The sequence below is a fragment of the Nostoc sp. CALU 1950 genome (assembly GCF_051172895.1).
GTDB lineage: Bacteria > Cyanobacteriota > Cyanobacteriia > Cyanobacteriales > Nostocaceae > Nostoc > Nostoc edaphicum_A.
In genome coordinates, this window is the sequence record NZ_JBDNJQ010000004.1 from 1 (window position 1) to 16,182 (window position 16,182).

Here is a 16,182-nt window from a genome sequence, read left to right on the forward strand (position 1 = left end):
AAAAGCATTATCACTCAGGCAACGGCTGCTGGGAGAAGAGCATCCCGATGTCGCCCTCAGTTACAACAACCTGGCAGCACTCTACTACTCCCAAGGACGGTACAGCAAAGCCGAGCCACTGTATAAAAAAGCTTTGTCAATTGCTGAACTTAGCTTAGGAGTAGATCATCCCAATACATCCAAGATCCGTGAAAATCTGAAATTGTTGGGCGATAATTATACTTAATGCTAGTGTAGTAAAAAAATTATAAATTATCTGTTCCTTTGATGAAACCGCGATCGCCTCTTCCACATTAGAAAAGCGATCGCTCTCTCAAGTCGAGTGATTTCATTTTGACCCGCGATCGCCAATGACAATCAAAAAAAGGGGGGAAGCAAGCTACGCGTAGCGTCTCGCAGAGAAGGGATGCCCAATCCCCAATTAATTCAACGGCTCCACAATAGCTCTTAAACCTTTGCTAGAAAGTGTTTTAAGCATTTCTTTAGCATTATATTCACTGTTAAATACTCCTGCTTGCATAACTTTTTGACCTTGCCAAACTGTGGGAAACGCATCAGGAGCAAGGAATCGCACTAAATCTTGATCTCTCTCGGTTGCTAGTGGCACTACCACGCGATAACGTACACCGAACTGCGTCGCAGAGTTACCGCCATAAGGAATACTTGCAGAACTTGTTTGCATATTGCGAGTCTTGCTAATGGGGATATTGTGACTAGGAAGTGGTAAAAGTGCTGAAGCACCTGGGGCAGAAGTTTCTAGTATTGGCAATGACTGCTGTGCAACTGGATTGGATGGGTACTCAGGGGCAGTAAACTCAATCGTATTAGGATCAATCCGCACATAATTTAACTGTCGTGTATCAGACTGCTGTGCTGGACTGGAATTTGCAACTCTTGAAGTGTTAGTTGGTATTTGTCTACCTGACAAGCTGCTAGGAGTAGGAAAACCCGCGACTCCAGAGGTGGGGAGTTGTTGATTGGATCTAGGCGTGGAAACTGATGTATTGACTGGCGCTAATGGCAGCATTTGACTGTTTAATTGTGTAGAAACAGGATTATTTGCTGAAATGCTGTTGCTGCTTTGCCCATTGGTAGTTTCAGAGATTTCGGGAGCCGAGAAAGTGATTTCTCCAGTTGGTGGTATTTCTCGTAACACGTTGTTGGGAGCGGGTTGAGAATTTTGGGTTGCTATTGCTGTTGTACCGTCAATATCTACTTTGCCAGTGATGCGATCGCTCACAAGGTTGTTACCAGCAGCAACAATTACCTGTTTAGCAGCGCTAGCGTTAATGTCGTAGCGGCCATTATTTTGAAATTGATTACCCCCAGGTTCGGATGCACTACCCAAATCTGGCATTGATTGAGCGATCGCAACTAAACCATCTTCTTTATTATCTTGAATAGAATTATTCCGCAAAATCGGGCGGGCATTTGCTTGCACCACAATTCCCGATCTATTATTTTGGATTTGATTGCCGATGACTACAGGAGCGGCATTTTGGGCAATATTAATCCCAAAACCCGTTTGGTGAAAGATATTTTCCTTCACTTGGGGACTGGAGTTACCGGAAATTGTGATCCCATTGGCTCCATTGCGATCAAAGTAATTCTTGGTAATAGTCGGTGCAGCATTACCACTGACGGAAATCCCATCTTGAGTACTGCCAGTAAATGTATTTTCCGCGACTACTGGATTGCTAGATTCAATCCATAAACCGTAACCACGGGGGTTAGAGTTTGTCACTGTTACCCCAGTGAGTAAAGCTTGATTTGCTCCAACAATTGTGACATTTTGACCGGCGAAGCTCCGACTCAGGTAATCACCACCTCCCTGAATGATAATATCTTTGCCTTGATTGCTAGGGTTGCCTTGAATTAAAATACCCGGTTTTAGCATTAAGGGAAATTCCTCTCCTGTCTCGGCGCTATAAGTGCCCGTAGAGAGCATAATTACAGTATTGGCGTTAGCTAATCGCAACGCTTGAGTAATCGTTTTCACAGGAGCGGATTCGCTGCCATTACCTGCGCTGTCATCTCCAACCTTTGGGTTGACAAACAGCACATTAACCTGAGATGGTGTTTTTTCACCAGAGGGTATAGAATCTGGTGTCGATGGTATTTGAGCGATCGCGCTACCCAAGCTTGTACCCAGGAACGCCATACTTGCCGCTATCATACTTAATGTAAAATATAATACCGAATTACTAAAAAATAAAAGCCTTGCTGATTTCAGAAACTTCAGCTTTGCAAGCATAACATCTACTCTACGGTACTTAGGAAACACACGATAGTGAATCATCTTTAACACGACTCCTTAGAAGTATCAATAAATTCTTATACTCTTAGAGAGTATTATGTCGATAATATTACTCACAATATTGACCGATTGGCGATTTTTAATACAGAGTATTGAAAAAGAAGGCAGGAGGCAGAAGGAGTAAATCAGTAGGGGATTCAGACTCTTCCTGAATAAGACTCCTTTAGTCGCGGTACTTGAGAGAGGGCAGTTTTCCTCCAGCAAGACTGCCTTTCTTGATAAATTAATGTGAGTTCCACTTATTTAGAACTTACGCACTGTACAACTTAATCATGGTATGAATATACAAAAATGGGTCGTTTCAGCCTTTTATTAATCGTTCTTCGATGGTCAGCTGTAGGGGTTTAGCATTGCGCTTTCCCCCTACGACAGTCGTGCTTTTTCAAAGAATTCATATTTGGTATTTTCTGTCAATGCGTAAATCCTATTTTTGAAAAAAAGATTTTTGTTAGATATTTTTAGTCTCGGCGTTTTTTGTGACTTTTTTAAGGCTGAAAATAAAACTCAGTAGTCTTAGAGGACTTTTAAAACATCCTCTAATTGAACAAAATTTGTTGCTAGCAATTTTACGGTAAAATCTAACTGGTTAAATCACCGCAATACATCAAGCGTGAAAACTGACAGCATTTTTTATCGCCTTTTTCAAGAACTTCCTGGCATCTTTTTTGAATTAATTGGTAATCCACCCCAAACCGCAGAGACTTATCAATTTTCCTCAATTGAAATCAAGCAAACTGCCTTCCGTATAGATGGTGTTTTTCTCCCAACACAAGGAGAAGAAAATCCGATTTACTTTGTTGAAGTCCAGTTTCAAACCGACACAGAAATTTATTCACGCCTATTTTCAGAAATTTCTTTATACTTACGCCAAAATAAACCTAAAAATTCTTGGCGAGGAGTAGTTATTTATCCCAATCGCAGTCTAGATACAGCAGATATCAAGAATTACAGCGAATTTTTCACTAGCCAGCGCATCAGTCGCATTTATCTTAATGAATTAGGTGAAACAGCATCGCTGCCAGTTGGAATTGCTACTATGAAATTAGTGGTCGATGAAGAGGATACAGCAATTACATCTGCTAGGCAGTTAATAGGCAGAACCCAGCAAGAAATCAACATTGAACCACAACGGCGGCAGTTACTAGAATTGATAGAGACAATTTTGGTTTACAAGTTTCCGGCAATGAGTCGAGAGGAGATTGAAGGTATGTTTGGGTTAAGTGATTTGAAACAAACACGAGTTTATCAAGAAGGCAAGCAAGAAGGTAAGCAAGAGGGCAAACAAGAGGGAGCGCGTGAAGAAAAGTTGAGAATGATACCTTTGTTGTTGAGATTGGGATTGAGTTTTGAAGAAACAGCGAAAGAGTTAGGTTTGAGTCTAAAAGAGATTCAGCAAGAAATGCAAAAACAGCCTCCAAGTCAGGATACGTAACCGACAATTAGCACTGATCACAAATCCCTCTAAATATTCCTGCTATTTTTTATCCGCACAATTTTTAATTTTTTCTATGATTTCCCTGTCTCCCATTCTCCAAGCTAGACTTTCCCAACCCTTGAAAATTGGCTCCTTCGAGGTAAAAAGTCGGGTTCTCCAGTCGCCTCTATCTGGGGTTACAGATATGGTGTTTCGCCGTCTGGTGCGTCGCTATGCCCCAGATTCCATGATGTATACCGAAATGGTGAATGCTACAGGGTTGCATTATGTCAAGCAGTTACCCAAAATCATGGAGGTAGACCCTAACGAACGCCCAATTAGCGTTCAACTATTTGATTGTCGTCCAGATTTTCTAGCAGAAGCAGCAATCAAGGCAGTTGCAGAAGGTGCTGATACTGTTGATATTAATATGGGTTGTCCAGTAAATAAAATAACTAAAAATGGTGGTGGTTCTTCGTTATTGCGCCAACCAGAAATAGCAGAAGCAATTGTGCGGGAAGTGGTAAAAGCTGTTGATGTACCTGTGACAGTAAAAACCCGCATTGGCTGGAATGACAACGAAATTACTATTCTCGACTTTGCCAAGCGAATGGAAGATGCCGGGGCAAAAATGATCACAGTCCACGGACGTACCCGCGCTCAAGGGTACAATGGCAATGCTCGTTGGGAATGGATTACCCGTGTAAAAGAAGTGCTTTCTATCCCAGTAATTGGGAATGGAGATATTTTTTCTGTTGAAGCGGCGGTGAGATGTTTAGAACAAACTGGCGCTGATGGCGTTATGTGTTCTCGTGGAACTTTGGGTTATCCGTTTTTGGTGGGAGAAATTGATCATTTCCTGAAAACTGGGGAAATATTACCGAAACCTACCCCGATTCAGCGGTTGGAATGTGCAAGAGATCATTTACAAGCCTTGTGGGAATATAAAGGCGATCGCGGCGTGCGTCAAGCCCGTAAGCACATGACTTGGTATGCTAAGGGTTTCGTTGGTGCTGCCGAACTGCGAGGACAGCTAAGTTTAGTTGAAAAAGTAGATCAAGGTTTGGCAATGCTTGACCAAGCAATTGAAAAACTGGCCAATGGTTATGAACTTGAAGAAGAAGCAGAAGGTAGTTTGGTAATGCTTTAGAAAATTGATTTTACCATTAGCTTGGGATGATATTGGTGATTGCGAAAAGTGACGCGATCGCTTAGATACTGCTAACTTATTTTATTTGGACAAATTTAACAGTAAAGTAAAAAGTCAAGCAAAATTATTAAATCACAATACAAATTTTAGCTTATCTGATAATAAAATCAGGATATTTCTTAAATTCACGGTTGCAGTTTCAGTCCCTAATAAGAAATTTGGTTATAGCGTTTCTTTGTGAAGCTGCATATAATTCAATACAGTTCAGATAAGACCAAAACACTTGTAGAGACGGCGATTTATCGCGTCTCAAAAACCCACGTTTTTGTACAAGTAGCGCTTAACTAAACCGTATTGGCATATAATTTCCCCCCCGGCTATCGCCGTCCCCCTGATGCCTTGGGGGGACTACAGGGGGTATTATGATGTGCATCTTCATACAGAATTGGTATTAATTACAATCATTTTCAGCAAAGAATTTCATCACCTTCAATCAGGTTTCAATCCCTAATAGGGATTTTGTTGAATTGCAATTACTTACTCTCTACTTGCAAGAAAGAGCCACACACAGTTTCAATCCCTAATAGGGATTTTGTTGAATTGCAATGATATTTTACCAAGTTCTAATAGTGATAGGGATGGTTTCAATCCCTAATAGGGATTTTGTTGAATTGCAATACTCTGACCCTAAAAGTTAACTAATCAAATGTAGTTGTTTCAATCCCTAATAGGGATTTTGTTGAATTGCAATGGCATCAGATAAACGGGAACCAGGCAGCCTCCACGTTTCAATCCCTAATAGGGATTTTGTTGAATTGCAATTACCTGGTAGAGATGGTAGACCTGGTAGGGATGGGTTTCAATCCCTAATAGGGATTTTGTTGAATTGCAATACCATCGTTTCACCCTATGCCAGAGCAAGATACACGTTTCAATCCCTAATAGGGATTTTGTTGAATTGCAATAGCTGGCGTCTGAAAGCGCTGCTGTATTTGATTTTCAAGGTGCGGTTGCGCGAATGAGTGAATCATAACACAGGGAATAGTCATGGCATAAGATGCAAATCGCTGAAAACCAGTCCCCATAAGGTGCGCGGATGTTTTCAGAGTAACATTGCCCTCAAAGTCTTGTATAGATAGAGTGTGCAGCTTTTTTTGCCCCATCTCATTTTGTACACCTACCCATCCGCGCATTTTGCAAGTAAATTAGTCAGATTGCTGAGAACTAAGCTTACTACTTGATGATTTGGGAATACTGAGATTAGAGGTATATATTGCAAATCCAGTAACCTTTAAGATCATGTTGACACTTTTAAACTATCCTTTGCACTCAATTGGTTTTATTCCCCACGGACATTGTTATCTCTGGCAAACGGGGCTAGTTTGGTTACACATTATTTCTGATGCAACGATCGCACTCGCCTATTATTCTATTCCCTTCTTGCTGATTTACTTTATTTCCAAGCGCCAAGACGTTCCTTTTAATGGAGTCTTTATATTATTTGGTGCTTTTATTATTGCTTGCGGAACTGGACACTTGATCGACATTTGGACGCTTTGGCATCCAGATTACTGGGTTGCAGGTAGTCTCAAAGCTTTAACTGCCATTATTTCAATATATACAGCCTTTGCCTTATTTTATCTCATGCCTCAAGCTCTAACATTGCCTAGCCCTGCCCAGCTAGAAGTAATTAATCGAGCGCTCACAAGTGAAATTGTACAGCGCAAGCGTATAGAGCAAGAACTGCGTAAAGCTGAGGAAGTTGCTCAAAATGCTAGCCAAGCAAAAAGTGAATTTCTTGCCAATATGAGTCATGAATTACGCACACCCCTTAATGGCATCCTGGGCTATACACAAATTCTCCAACGCACAGAATCTTTAAGCGAGAAAGGACGCAAAGGAGTCAGCATCATTTACCAATGTGGTTCTCATCTATTAAACCTAATTAATGATGTCCTGGATCTCTCCAAGATTGAAGCCCGGAAACTGGAATTAAATCGTGTTGGTTTCTACTTTCCTGCTTTTATAGACAGTGTGGTTGAAATTTGCCGTATCCAGGCAGAACAAAAGGTTATTGCATTTCATCTTCAATTAGATCCTGATTTGCCAACAGGCATTTATGCTGATGAAAAACGCTTGCGACAAGTACTGATTAACTTGCTAAGTAATGCCATCAAATTTACTCATGAAGGTAGCGTTAGCTTTCAGGCTAAGGTTATTAGTCAAGAATCAAATGCCGATGGAAAAATAACAAACTACAAAATTCGTTTTGAGATAGCAGATACTGGCGCGGGTATAACCCCTGAGCAAACTCAGAAAATCTTCCAGCCCTTTGAGCAAGTGGGAAATCAGAAACGACAAAGTGAAGGTACTGGCTTGGGATTAGCAATCAGCCAACAAATTATTTTACTGATGGGTGGTCAAATTCAGGTGCAGAGTGAGCTTGGTAAAGGTAGCACTTTCTGGTTTGAGGTGCAATTGCCAGAATCTAAAGATTGGGCAAAGGTTTCCAGAGTGGTAGAGCAGGGAACTATTATTGGTTATCAAGGACAAAAACGCACCATTTTGATTGTGGATGACAAATGGGAAAATCGCTCGGTAATTGTAAATTTACTAGAGCCAGTTGGGTTTACAGTTATAGAAGCTAGTCATGGTCAGGAAGGATGGGAACAAGCTGTAGCTCATAAACCAGACTTGATTATCACTGACTTAGTTATGCCTGTAAGCGATGGATTTAAGTTCATCAAACGTTTACGTTGGTCTAACCAATTTAAAAAGATTGCTGTTATTGCTTCGTCAGCTAGTGTATTTGCAGCCGATCAGTACAAGAGTGTTGATGCTGGTGCGAATATATTTTTACCAAAGCCTATAGAAGCTGAAGCCCTGCTGGAATTACTACGAAAACTTTTGCAACTGCAATGGATTTTTGATGGCAAAGCAGACACAATCAAAAAAACTGATGCAGGTGGTATGGATCATCTAGAGAAGATGATTTCTCCTAGTAATGAGGTTTTACAACAGTTACTCGAACTAGCACAAGACGGCGATATTCAACTACTTTTAGAATCAGTTCAGGAACTTTCTACATCTGATGAGCAGCTTAGTACTTTTACTGAGCAAATCATCCAGCTTGCTAGTAATTTCCAACTTAAACGTTTGGAAAGCTTCATTCAACAACATATTAATTAATTAGAATCAAATTTCGCTTTTTAATCCATCATGCTCAAGACCTCAAATACTGGATTTCTTTTGATTGTGGATGATAATCCGACAAATTTATCTGTCCTGTGCGAAGCGCTCAGTATTGAGGGGTTTCGTTTTCGTGTTGCAGTGGATGGAGAAACTGCGATCGCTCTTGCAGAACGTAATCGACCAGAGTTAATTTTGCTCGATGTACAAATGCCTGGGATTGATGGATTTGAAACCTGTCGCCGCCTCAAAGCCAATCCTGTTACTCAAAACATTCCCATTATTTTCACCACAGCTTTAGCGGATACGGAGAGCAAAACCAAGGGATTTTCTCTTGGTGCAGTAGACTACATTCCCAAACCTTTTGCCCAAGAGGAAGTTATTGCGAGAGTGCGTGTGCATTTACAAGTCAAACACCTGACTGAATCTTTAGAACAACAGGTGAGCGATCGCACCGCTGCTTTGCAACAAATCCAAGTCCAACTAGTACAGCAAGAGAAACTCTCAACACTAGGAGAATTAATTGCTGGTGTCGCCCATGAAATCAACAATCCTCTCAGTTTTATCACTAGCAATATTCCACCTTTAGAGGAATATTTTGCAGGAATAAGTAAAATTATCCAACTGTATCAACAAGATTATCCCAACCCGACAGCTAAAATTAGCACTGCTATTGATGAATTGGATCTGGAATTTATTCTTGAAGATATAACAAAAATCCTGAACTCACTTAAGCTAGGTAGTGAACGGATTCAAAATCTTTCTACCTCACTACGCAACTTTTACCGCTCGGATAGTGATGAAAAATTACTTGCAGATTTGCACCAAGGACTGGATAGCACATTAATGATTTTGCAGCACCGCCTCAAAGGTAATGGCGATCGTCCTGCTATTGAAGTGATTAAGAGTTATGGAACATTGCCAGAGATAAACTGCTATCTCGGTCAAATGAATCAAGTATTTATGAATATTCTAGCTAATGCAATTGATGCTCTTGATGAAGCTCTGATATTAGGCAAAATCAGTGATCAAATTCCTCAAATTCAGATTACTACAGAAGTAGATTCCGAACAATGGATTGTAATTCGGATTGCTGATAATGGCACCGGCATTCCTGAATCTGTGAAACAACGGCTGTTTGAGCCTTTGTTTACCACAAAACCTGTCGGTAAAGGCACTGGACTCGGCTTATCGATTGCCCATCAAATAGTTTTGGAAAAACACAATGGTACATTGGAAGTGAATTCTCAAATGGGGATGGGAACCGAGTTTACGATTAGAATTCCAATCATCAGCAGTGTAGATTAAGAAAACATCCACCTTTTCTATGGCTAATATCAAAAGCCAAATAGAATTCGGGGCTATAGAGACAAAACACAAATGACAATGCTTTCAAATTTCTGAAGTCCGCGTATCCTTCGCAAAAATCGCAGGTTACGCGGACTGCATTAATAGGAATTTTGGTGAATTGCAATCCGTATCCTTTTGCTGCCATTTAGCCCCAAAATCCGAGTTTCAATCCCTAATAGGGATTTTGATGAATTGCAATTCCAGATATGCTTTTTATCTGTTAGGAATTGAGTGTTTCAATCCCTAATAGGGATTTTGATGAATTGCAATGTCAGCAAGCCAACACTGCTGCCAGAATTTTAAGTTTCAATCCCTAATAGGGATTTTGATGAATTGCAATATAATCAGTTGTTTCAATCTGATTTTTACCGTCCGACGTTTCAATCCCTAATAGGGATTTTGATGAATTGCAATGAGTAAATCAATGGCTTGGATACGTATTTCGGTTAGTAAAAGTTTCAATCCCTAATAGGGATTTTGATGAATTGCAATCAAGTAATCAACATTCGCACTAAAGAGGCTTTGTTGTTTCAATCCCTAATAGGGATTTTGATGAATTGCAATTCTAAAGAGCGTGGTAGTGGTAGATGACTTATTTAAAGTTTCAATCCCTAATAGGGATTTTGATGAATTGCAATGGAAGCGATCGCGTCTTTGCCGGGGCGATCGCTTTTGTTTCAATCCCTAATAGGGATTTTGATGAATTGCAATCATGCACTTAACACAGCCTTGGGTAATCTACGTAGTTTCAATCCCTAATAGGGATTTTGATGAATTGCAATGCAGTATCCCAGCCTAATGCCATACCAGATATGTTTCAATCCCTAATAGGGATTTTGATGAATTGCAATTCACTTGCTTATAGAGTGGCCTTGCAGTCCATCAGAAGTTTCAATCCCTAATAGGGATTTTGATGAATTGCAATAGTGATGTGTGGCTGGGATGTTTGCCTTGTGGCTTGTTTCAATCCCTAATAGGGATTTTGATGAATTGCAATGATATTATTCAGCATGGCGTTTATATTCCTTACGGTTTCAATCCCTAATAGGGATTTTGATGAATTGCAATTTAGAGCAATTTGTAAAAGAGTATGAAGAAGATGTTTCAATCCCTAATAGGGATTTTGATGAATTGCAATTTCGTCAATACCTTGACTGCTATCCGCTTCAATGTTGCACGGGTTTCAATCCCTAATAGGGATTTTGATGAATTGCAATCGCTGGCGTCCGAAAGCGTTGCTGTATTTGGTTTTCAAGGTGCAGTTGCGCGAATGAGTGAATCATAGCACAGGGAATAGTCATAACACAAGATACAAATCGCTGAAAACCAGTTCCCATAAGGTGCGCGGATGGTTTAAAAGTACCATTGCCCTCAAAGCCTTGTATGGATGCAACATACAGGCTTTTTTGCCCCATCTCATTTTGTACACCTACCCATCCGCGCATTTGGCAAGAAAATTAGTCTAACTAGCGATCGCTACCACCATTAAAATAAGCGATCGCCTAGCACTTGCAAACCTTAATTTACCAAATCAGGGAATACCTCTTGCACAGCCGGATGCACTAAATTATGATTCCGCACGTTCACACCCTTAGCTAATGCTGGGTTAACTTCCAGTGCCATAATTCCCAAATTTGCCAACTGGACAACATAAGGTAATGTACTATTGTTAAGTGCCTGAGTTGCTGTCCAAGGTACTGCTCCTGGCATATTGGGAACGCCATAATGCACCACGCCCTCTTCAATGTATACCGGATTAGTGTGGGATGTAGGGTGTAAGGTTTCTATGCAACCACCTTGGTCAACAGCTACATCAACTATTACAGAACCAGGACGCATTTGTTTGACCAATTCGCGAGATACTAATATTGGTGCCCTACGTCCTAACACTAAAACTGCACCGATGAGTAAATCTGCTTCTTTAACGGCGGCTTCAATATGAGCAGAGTTGCTGTAAAGTAATTCAACTCTAGAGCCAAATAAGGTTTCTAAGTAAGATAAACGCTCGACACTCACATCTAAAATCTGGACGATCGCACCCATGCCCACGGCAATTTTAGCTGCTTCTGTGCCGACAACGCCGCCACCTAAAATTACTACTTTGCCTGGTTGGACTCCAGGTACACCGCCCAAAAGGACGCCTCTACCACCTTGCTGACGTTCTAGGAATCTGGCCCCAAATTGTACTGCTAGCCGACCGGCAATTACGCTCATGGGCGTGAGCAAGGGTAGTTTGTTGGCACCAGGTTGTTCTACAGTTTCGTAGGCGATCGCAGTTGTGCCACAATCAATTAAATGCTCTGTCAATTTGCGATCGGCTGCTAAATGTAAATAAGTAAATAATATCTGCCCTTTCTGCAAAAATTTATACTCAGATGTCAGCGGCTCTTTAACTTTAACAACCAATTCTCTATTCCAAGCTGTTTCTGATGTCGGGACAATCTCGGCTCCAGCACTTTTGTAATCGTCATCAGAGAATCCAGCACCATTACCCGCTTGCGTCTCGACGAAGATGCTATGACCATTTTCTCGCAGCACCCGCACGCTAGAAGGACTTAAACCTACACGAAATTCTTGATCCTTATTTTCCTTGGGAACGCCGATTTCCATATATCGCCTCTGATATTTTTTTTGTTTAACTGTAGCCTGCCAATCTCAAGCTTGCTACTTCTGTCTTGCTACTTCAGTATTAGAGATAGCTGTATTAGAGATAGCTAATCTCTGTTCTAAGTTTCTCAATTCAATCTGAGTAGCCCAAACTCTTGCCCTTGACTATTGCCCCAGTATTTATACAATATATAAAGAATAGTAACAATTTATTAAAAGACCGATTGTATAGCTCCCGACTAGGAAGCTTTTGCTGAATTTCTCAAGTCATCTTGGTATTCAAGCACTGCAATCAGCTTTTAAGCTACCAAGTGTAGGGCAAAAGTTAAGGGGAAAAAACGAATCTATTCCTTTAACCTTTACCACTTATCACCACTTTCCCCGACTTCTGCTGCGAAGTCTGATATCATGTCCCGTTTGCCGAAAAAGGTTTCTTAAAAATGACACAAACACAACCAACGATTACACCTAAACTAGAGGAGCCTAAGTTTGGCTTTAACGAATATGCCGAACGCTTGAATGGTCGAGCTGCAATGATTGGCTTCGCTTTGATGTTGGTGATTGAATATGTCACCAATCAAGGGGTGCTATCATGGCTGGGTCTGAAGTAGTGCCATAAACAAGCACGATATTGAAGTTGTAAGCTAGTAATTAAAAGAGTTTTAACCAGCTGGAACAACCAGTTGGTTTTGACTTTAACAATTGATAGCCAAGTACTTCACCTTACATACTTTAATTAGACTTATTTATAAATAATTGACCTAGAATGTAAGCAAGAGAGGAATGGAAATACCTATTAGTGATTGAAATATCATAGACTTGCAACTAATATATGCAAGGTATATGCAAGGCAATTAATGAGTAAACTTCCTCCCCTACTAAAGAAAATCATAATTAATGCCTGCCTTGGATAAGAAAGGCAAATGACGGGTGAGGTATTCTGGGTAAATATACACAAAAGGTGAACTGGAACCAACCAAGCTGTGATGAATGCTGTATTACCTCGTTTTTTGAAGTCAACTTACCGAAAAGAGCCAATAGTCACTGTATTGATGACGATGGGCGTTATGGATGCCCTGATTGGCGGTTTGAATGATAGCTGGTCATTGTTCGCTTTTGGTTTGGGAACAGCAGGGATAGCGCTCGGCTTTAAGTTGTGGCGTGTCCAGCAGCGTCGTCCCTTACCAGAGGAACCTGTAGTGCAACATTATTTGCCCTCTCGTTCTTCTAGTCCGCCTTTACCAATGTTAAGCGTTTCTAAGAAAAAACCACCTCTTTAGGATATGCAGAGTTATTACTTAAATAACTCTGCAAAATGTATGGGGGTAACCGTATCTATAAAAGTGAGGAAAAAGAGTGAGTAGTGAGGGAAGAGGTGGGGGTAGTTTTCTGCGTCCGTATATTATCCTGGCATTTATGGCAGCTGTTGCCCTTCCAGTGACTACCTGGGAAGGGTTTTACATTCATCAAGCTCATGCTGTCGTTGAAGTAACGCCAAATTCCCAAGCTACCAGCAGCTTTGGTAATGCTCAACTACTTTACACACTTAGAGGACATAGAGGAACCGTTAAATCCCTCGCTTTTAGTCCAGATAGCAGAATACTTGTGAGTGGAGGTGCAGAAAACGAGGGTATAATTCGCCTCTGGAATTCCGCAAACGGCAAAAAGTTGGCGGATATTAACAAAGCACACAAAACATCTGTAGAATCTTTAGTTATTTCGCCAGATGGTCAAACCCTCGTTAGCTGTAGTAATGACAACACGATTAACCTCTGGAGCCTGAAAAATTTTAAATTTAGCCGCTCTTTTGTCGGACATACCAGTAACGTCTTATCTTTAGCGGTGTCTCCTGATAGTAAAGTTCTCATTAGTGGAGCTTTGGATGGGATTCGTATATGGGATTTGCTACAGCAACGCCCTCTAGGAACTCTAGTGCGCTTTGATAATTTGATTTATACCCTAGCTATTAGTCCAGATGGACAGACCTTGGCTAGTGGTGATAATAAGGGTGTAATCAAGCTGTGGAATTTGAGTACTGGTCAATTAGTTAGTGAATTGCCAGCTCATTCTAATGGTGTGAGCGCTGTAATCTTTACACCAGATGGACAAACATTAGTTAGTGCAAGCCGCGATCGCACAGTCAAACTGTGGAATATTAATACTGGAGAAATAGTCCGTACCCTCACAGGACATAATAACTGGGTAAATGCGATCGCCATTAACCCTGATGGAGAAACCCTTGCTAGTGCTGGTAGGGATGGGATTAAATTGTGGAATTTAACTACAGGCGAGTTAGTAAATACACTAAGTGGACATACAGACTGGGTAAGTGCGATCGCTTTTAGTCCAAATGGTAAAATTCTTGCCAGTGGTGGTTTTGATCAACAAATCAAGATTTGGGGGATTCCACCAAAACGTAAATAATCGCGATGGTACAAAATAATTGAACTAGTGAAGTAGATCCCCGACTTCTTAAAGAAGTCGGGGATATAAATTGTCTTATATTTTGACCGAAAAGGGGACTGGAGACTAGGGGATGGGGACTTTCAGCATTTACCCAACTCAGCACTCTTCATCGTGTTTGCTAAACTGTGGTCTTGCATTTTTAGAGTTTTTATAGTAAAAAATCAACCAAAGCTCAGATCAGATTTTGCGAGAACTAGCCAAAAGCAATCATGGTAGTAACCAAGAGCAATGTCTAAGACGGGCTACGCCTACCCCAAATGTTCAATAACTGTGAATACTTGATGAAAATACAGCCAAGCTAATATCTTATCCAGCAAATTACTGTAAGTATAAACATAGGTAACTTCAAATCATCTATGCAGCTACTTGCCCTCTAGATCGGAACAATTTCTCAACTTAGACAATCTTAGAAATGGTTATCGTCAGTAAATGCACTCAGGTAAAAATTACTATCTTGGCTGAAGCAAAGGTTTGTAGCGTTTAAGCGCTATTTGAAAGGTAGGATAACTTGCTACTGAAATGATATTTAATTTTCCCGAACTGCTTTTGATCCCCATTTCGATAGAATGACTAGGCAGAACCCTAAAACTCAAAACCGCTTTTGACTGCGACGCCCATGAATCAATTGAACAATGGTTTTACGCTATTTTTAAGTCTGCTAGTCGAGGCGATGCCTTTTTTGCTTCTTGGGGTTTTATTCTCCAGTTTGCTGCTATTTTTTGTTGATGAGCGCAAACTAGTAGAAAAAATGCCCAAAAATCCGCTGCTAGGTGCTTTAGTTGGCAGCATGATCGGCTTTTTATTTCCGGTGTGTGAGTGTGGGAATGTACCGGTAGCGCGGCGGTTCCTAATTCAGGGAGTACCCACACCAGTTGCAATTGGTTTTTTGCTCGCAGCACCAACAATTAACCCAGTTGTAATTTGGGCAACTTGGACAGCATTTCGAGATCAGCCAGAAATAGTGGTCTTACGAGTCGTATTTTCTTTATCCATTGCCACAATTATCGGGTTTGTTTTCAGTTTTCAAAAGGACTTAAATCCCATAGTCCAACCTGCGATCGCTCGTTATATGAAGTATAATCCGCCCGCACAACCTGAAACCAAACGCCGTGGTAAGCGTTATCAAGTACAACAGGAAGCACCTGTATCGAATCTCTTACAATCCGGGACTTATATCTTAGGAGGAAAAGCAGGTATACCTCTGCGGATAGATCCGAATTTGGTACCGCCTACCATAATTTCTACTGCCAGTAAACCGCTTGGAGATAAACTGCGCCTAGTGGTGGATAATAGCATCCAAGAATTGCGAGAATTGGGCGGAGTGATGATTTTAGGAAGTGCGATCGCAGCTGCTATTCAAGTCCTAGCTCCCCGTGAATTAATTCTCAGTTTGGGTGCTGGGCCCATTAGCTCAATTGTGGTGATGCTGATATTAGCAGTAGTGGTGTCAATTTGTTCTACAGTCGATTCTTTCTTTGCCCTATCTTTTGCCTCAACATTTAGCAGCGGTTCATTGCTGGCATTTCTAGTCTTTGGGCCAATGATTGACATCAAAAGCGTTGGTTTGATGTTATCTATTTTTAAACCCAAAACTATCTTTTACTTATTTGCCTTAGCAGGACAATTGACATTTTTGTTTACTCTTTTCCTGAACTTACACGTCTTTTAAGAAATTATTTGTCATTTGTC

The 16,182-nt window shown here is 40.8% G+C and carries 11 protein-coding genes and 2 CRISPR repeat arrays; of the genes, 9 read left to right on the forward strand and 2 right to left on the reverse strand.

Going from position 1 to position 16,182, the window contains the following annotated elements; all coding sequences use genetic code 11:
• Positions 1 to 226 (forward strand): tetratricopeptide repeat protein (locus tag ABF638_RS01960; RefSeq protein ID WP_435019784.1); only part of this gene is annotated, 226 nt, incomplete at its 5' end.
• A 195-nt stretch (positions 227 to 421) separates the two neighbouring features.
• Here ABF638_RS01960 and ABF638_RS01965 read toward each other — a convergent pair.
• Positions 422 to 2,299: a DUF1565 domain-containing protein gene (locus ABF638_RS01965; protein WP_435019786.1), complete on the reverse strand. Its 1,878-nt coding sequence runs from the start codon at positions 2,297 to 2,299 to the stop codon at positions 422 to 424.
• 628 nt (positions 2,300 to 2,927) lie between these two features.
• On the opposite strand from ABF638_RS01965, the gene ABF638_RS01970 reads away from it, so the two are divergent.
• From ABF638_RS01970 to ABF638_RS01985, 4 genes are all read left to right on the forward strand, one after another.
• Complete coding sequence (locus ABF638_RS01970; protein WP_435019788.1) at positions 2,928 to 3,749, forward strand: Rpn family recombination-promoting nuclease/putative transposase; 822 nt, start codon at positions 2,928 to 2,930, stop codon at positions 3,747 to 3,749.
• A 76-nt stretch (positions 3,750 to 3,825) separates the two neighbouring features.
• A complete protein-coding gene (dusB, locus tag ABF638_RS01975) occupies positions 3,826 to 4,881 on the forward strand; it encodes a tRNA dihydrouridine synthase DusB (RefSeq protein ID WP_435019790.1) in 1,056 nt (351 codons plus the stop codon).
• 497 nt (positions 4,882 to 5,378) lie between these two features.
• A CRISPR array of direct repeats spans positions 5,379 to 5,846; the repeat unit is 37 nt; unit sequence GTTTCAATCCCTAATAGGGATTTTGTTGAATTGCAAT.
• A 334-nt stretch (positions 5,847 to 6,180) separates the two neighbouring features.
• Positions 6,181 to 8,070: an ATP-binding protein gene (locus tag ABF638_RS01980; protein ID WP_435019792.1), complete on the forward strand. Its 1,890-nt coding sequence runs from the start codon at positions 6,181 to 6,183 to the stop codon at positions 8,068 to 8,070.
• Between the two features lie 30 nt (positions 8,071 to 8,100).
• Complete coding sequence (locus ABF638_RS01985) at positions 8,101 to 9,378, forward strand: sensor histidine kinase (RefSeq protein WP_435019795.1); 1,278 nt, start codon at positions 8,101 to 8,103, stop codon at positions 9,376 to 9,378.
• 204 nt (positions 9,379 to 9,582) lie between these two features.
• Positions 9,583 to 10,637: a CRISPR direct-repeat array (repeat unit 37 nt; unit sequence GTTTCAATCCCTAATAGGGATTTTGATGAATTGCAAT).
• 301 nt (positions 10,638 to 10,938) lie between these two features.
• Here ABF638_RS01985 and ald read toward each other — a convergent pair.
• A complete protein-coding gene (gene ald, locus ABF638_RS01990) occupies positions 10,939 to 12,030 on the reverse strand; it encodes an alanine dehydrogenase (RefSeq protein ID WP_435019797.1) in 1,092 nt (363 codons plus the stop codon).
• A 437-nt stretch (positions 12,031 to 12,467) separates the two neighbouring features.
• On the opposite strand from ald, the gene ABF638_RS01995 reads away from it, so the two are divergent.
• The 4 genes from ABF638_RS01995 (at position 12,468) to ABF638_RS02010 (ending at position 16,162) form a co-directional block, all read left to right on the forward strand.
• The gene (locus ABF638_RS01995) at positions 12,468 to 12,638 is read left to right on the forward strand and encodes a chlorophyll a/b-binding protein (RefSeq protein WP_012410338.1); all 171 of its coding nucleotides are present in this window, start codon (positions 12,468 to 12,470) and stop codon (positions 12,636 to 12,638) included.
• Positions 12,639 to 13,013: 375 nt separating this feature from the next.
• Complete coding sequence (locus ABF638_RS02000) at positions 13,014 to 13,307, forward strand: hypothetical protein (RefSeq protein ID WP_435019800.1); 294 nt, start codon at positions 13,014 to 13,016, stop codon at positions 13,305 to 13,307.
• Positions 13,308 to 13,443: 136 nt separating this feature from the next.
• Positions 13,444 to 14,451 carry a WD40 repeat domain-containing protein gene (locus ABF638_RS02005; RefSeq protein WP_435019970.1) on the forward strand — a complete coding sequence of 336 codons (1,008 nt, stop codon included), beginning with the start codon at positions 13,444 to 13,446 and terminating at the stop codon, positions 14,449 to 14,451.
• 658 nt (positions 14,452 to 15,109) lie between these two features.
• The gene (locus ABF638_RS02010; protein ID WP_435019802.1) at positions 15,110 to 16,162 is read left to right on the forward strand and encodes a permease; all 1,053 of its coding nucleotides are present in this window, start codon (positions 15,110 to 15,112) and stop codon (positions 16,160 to 16,162) included.
• Positions 16,163 to 16,182 lie beyond the last annotated feature (20 nt).

Coding starts and splice junctions, on each gene's coding strand:
- ABF638_RS01965 (WP_435019786.1), bottom strand. CDS start 2,299: ATGATTCACTATCGTGTGTTTCCTAAGTACCGTAGAGTAGATGTTATG.
- dusB (WP_435019790.1), top strand. CDS start 3,826: ATGATTTCCCTGTCTCCCATTCTCCAAGCTAGACTTTCCCAACCCTTG.
- ABF638_RS01980 (WP_435019792.1), top strand. CDS start 6,181: ATGTTGACACTTTTAAACTATCCTTTGCACTCAATTGGTTTTATTCCC.
- ABF638_RS01985 (WP_435019795.1), top strand. CDS start 8,101: ATGCTCAAGACCTCAAATACTGGATTTCTTTTGATTGTGGATGATAAT.
- ald (WP_435019797.1), bottom strand. CDS start 12,030: ATGGAAATCGGCGTTCCCAAGGAAAATAAGGATCAAGAATTTCGTGTA.
- ABF638_RS01995 (WP_012410338.1), top strand. CDS start 12,468: ATGACACAAACACAACCAACGATTACACCTAAACTAGAGGAGCCTAAG.
- ABF638_RS02000 (WP_435019800.1), top strand. CDS start 13,014: ATGAATGCTGTATTACCTCGTTTTTTGAAGTCAACTTACCGAAAAGAG.
- ABF638_RS02005 (WP_435019970.1), top strand. CDS start 13,444: ATGGCAGCTGTTGCCCTTCCAGTGACTACCTGGGAAGGGTTTTACATT.
- ABF638_RS02010 (WP_435019802.1), top strand. CDS start 15,110: ATGAATCAATTGAACAATGGTTTTACGCTATTTTTAAGTCTGCTAGTC.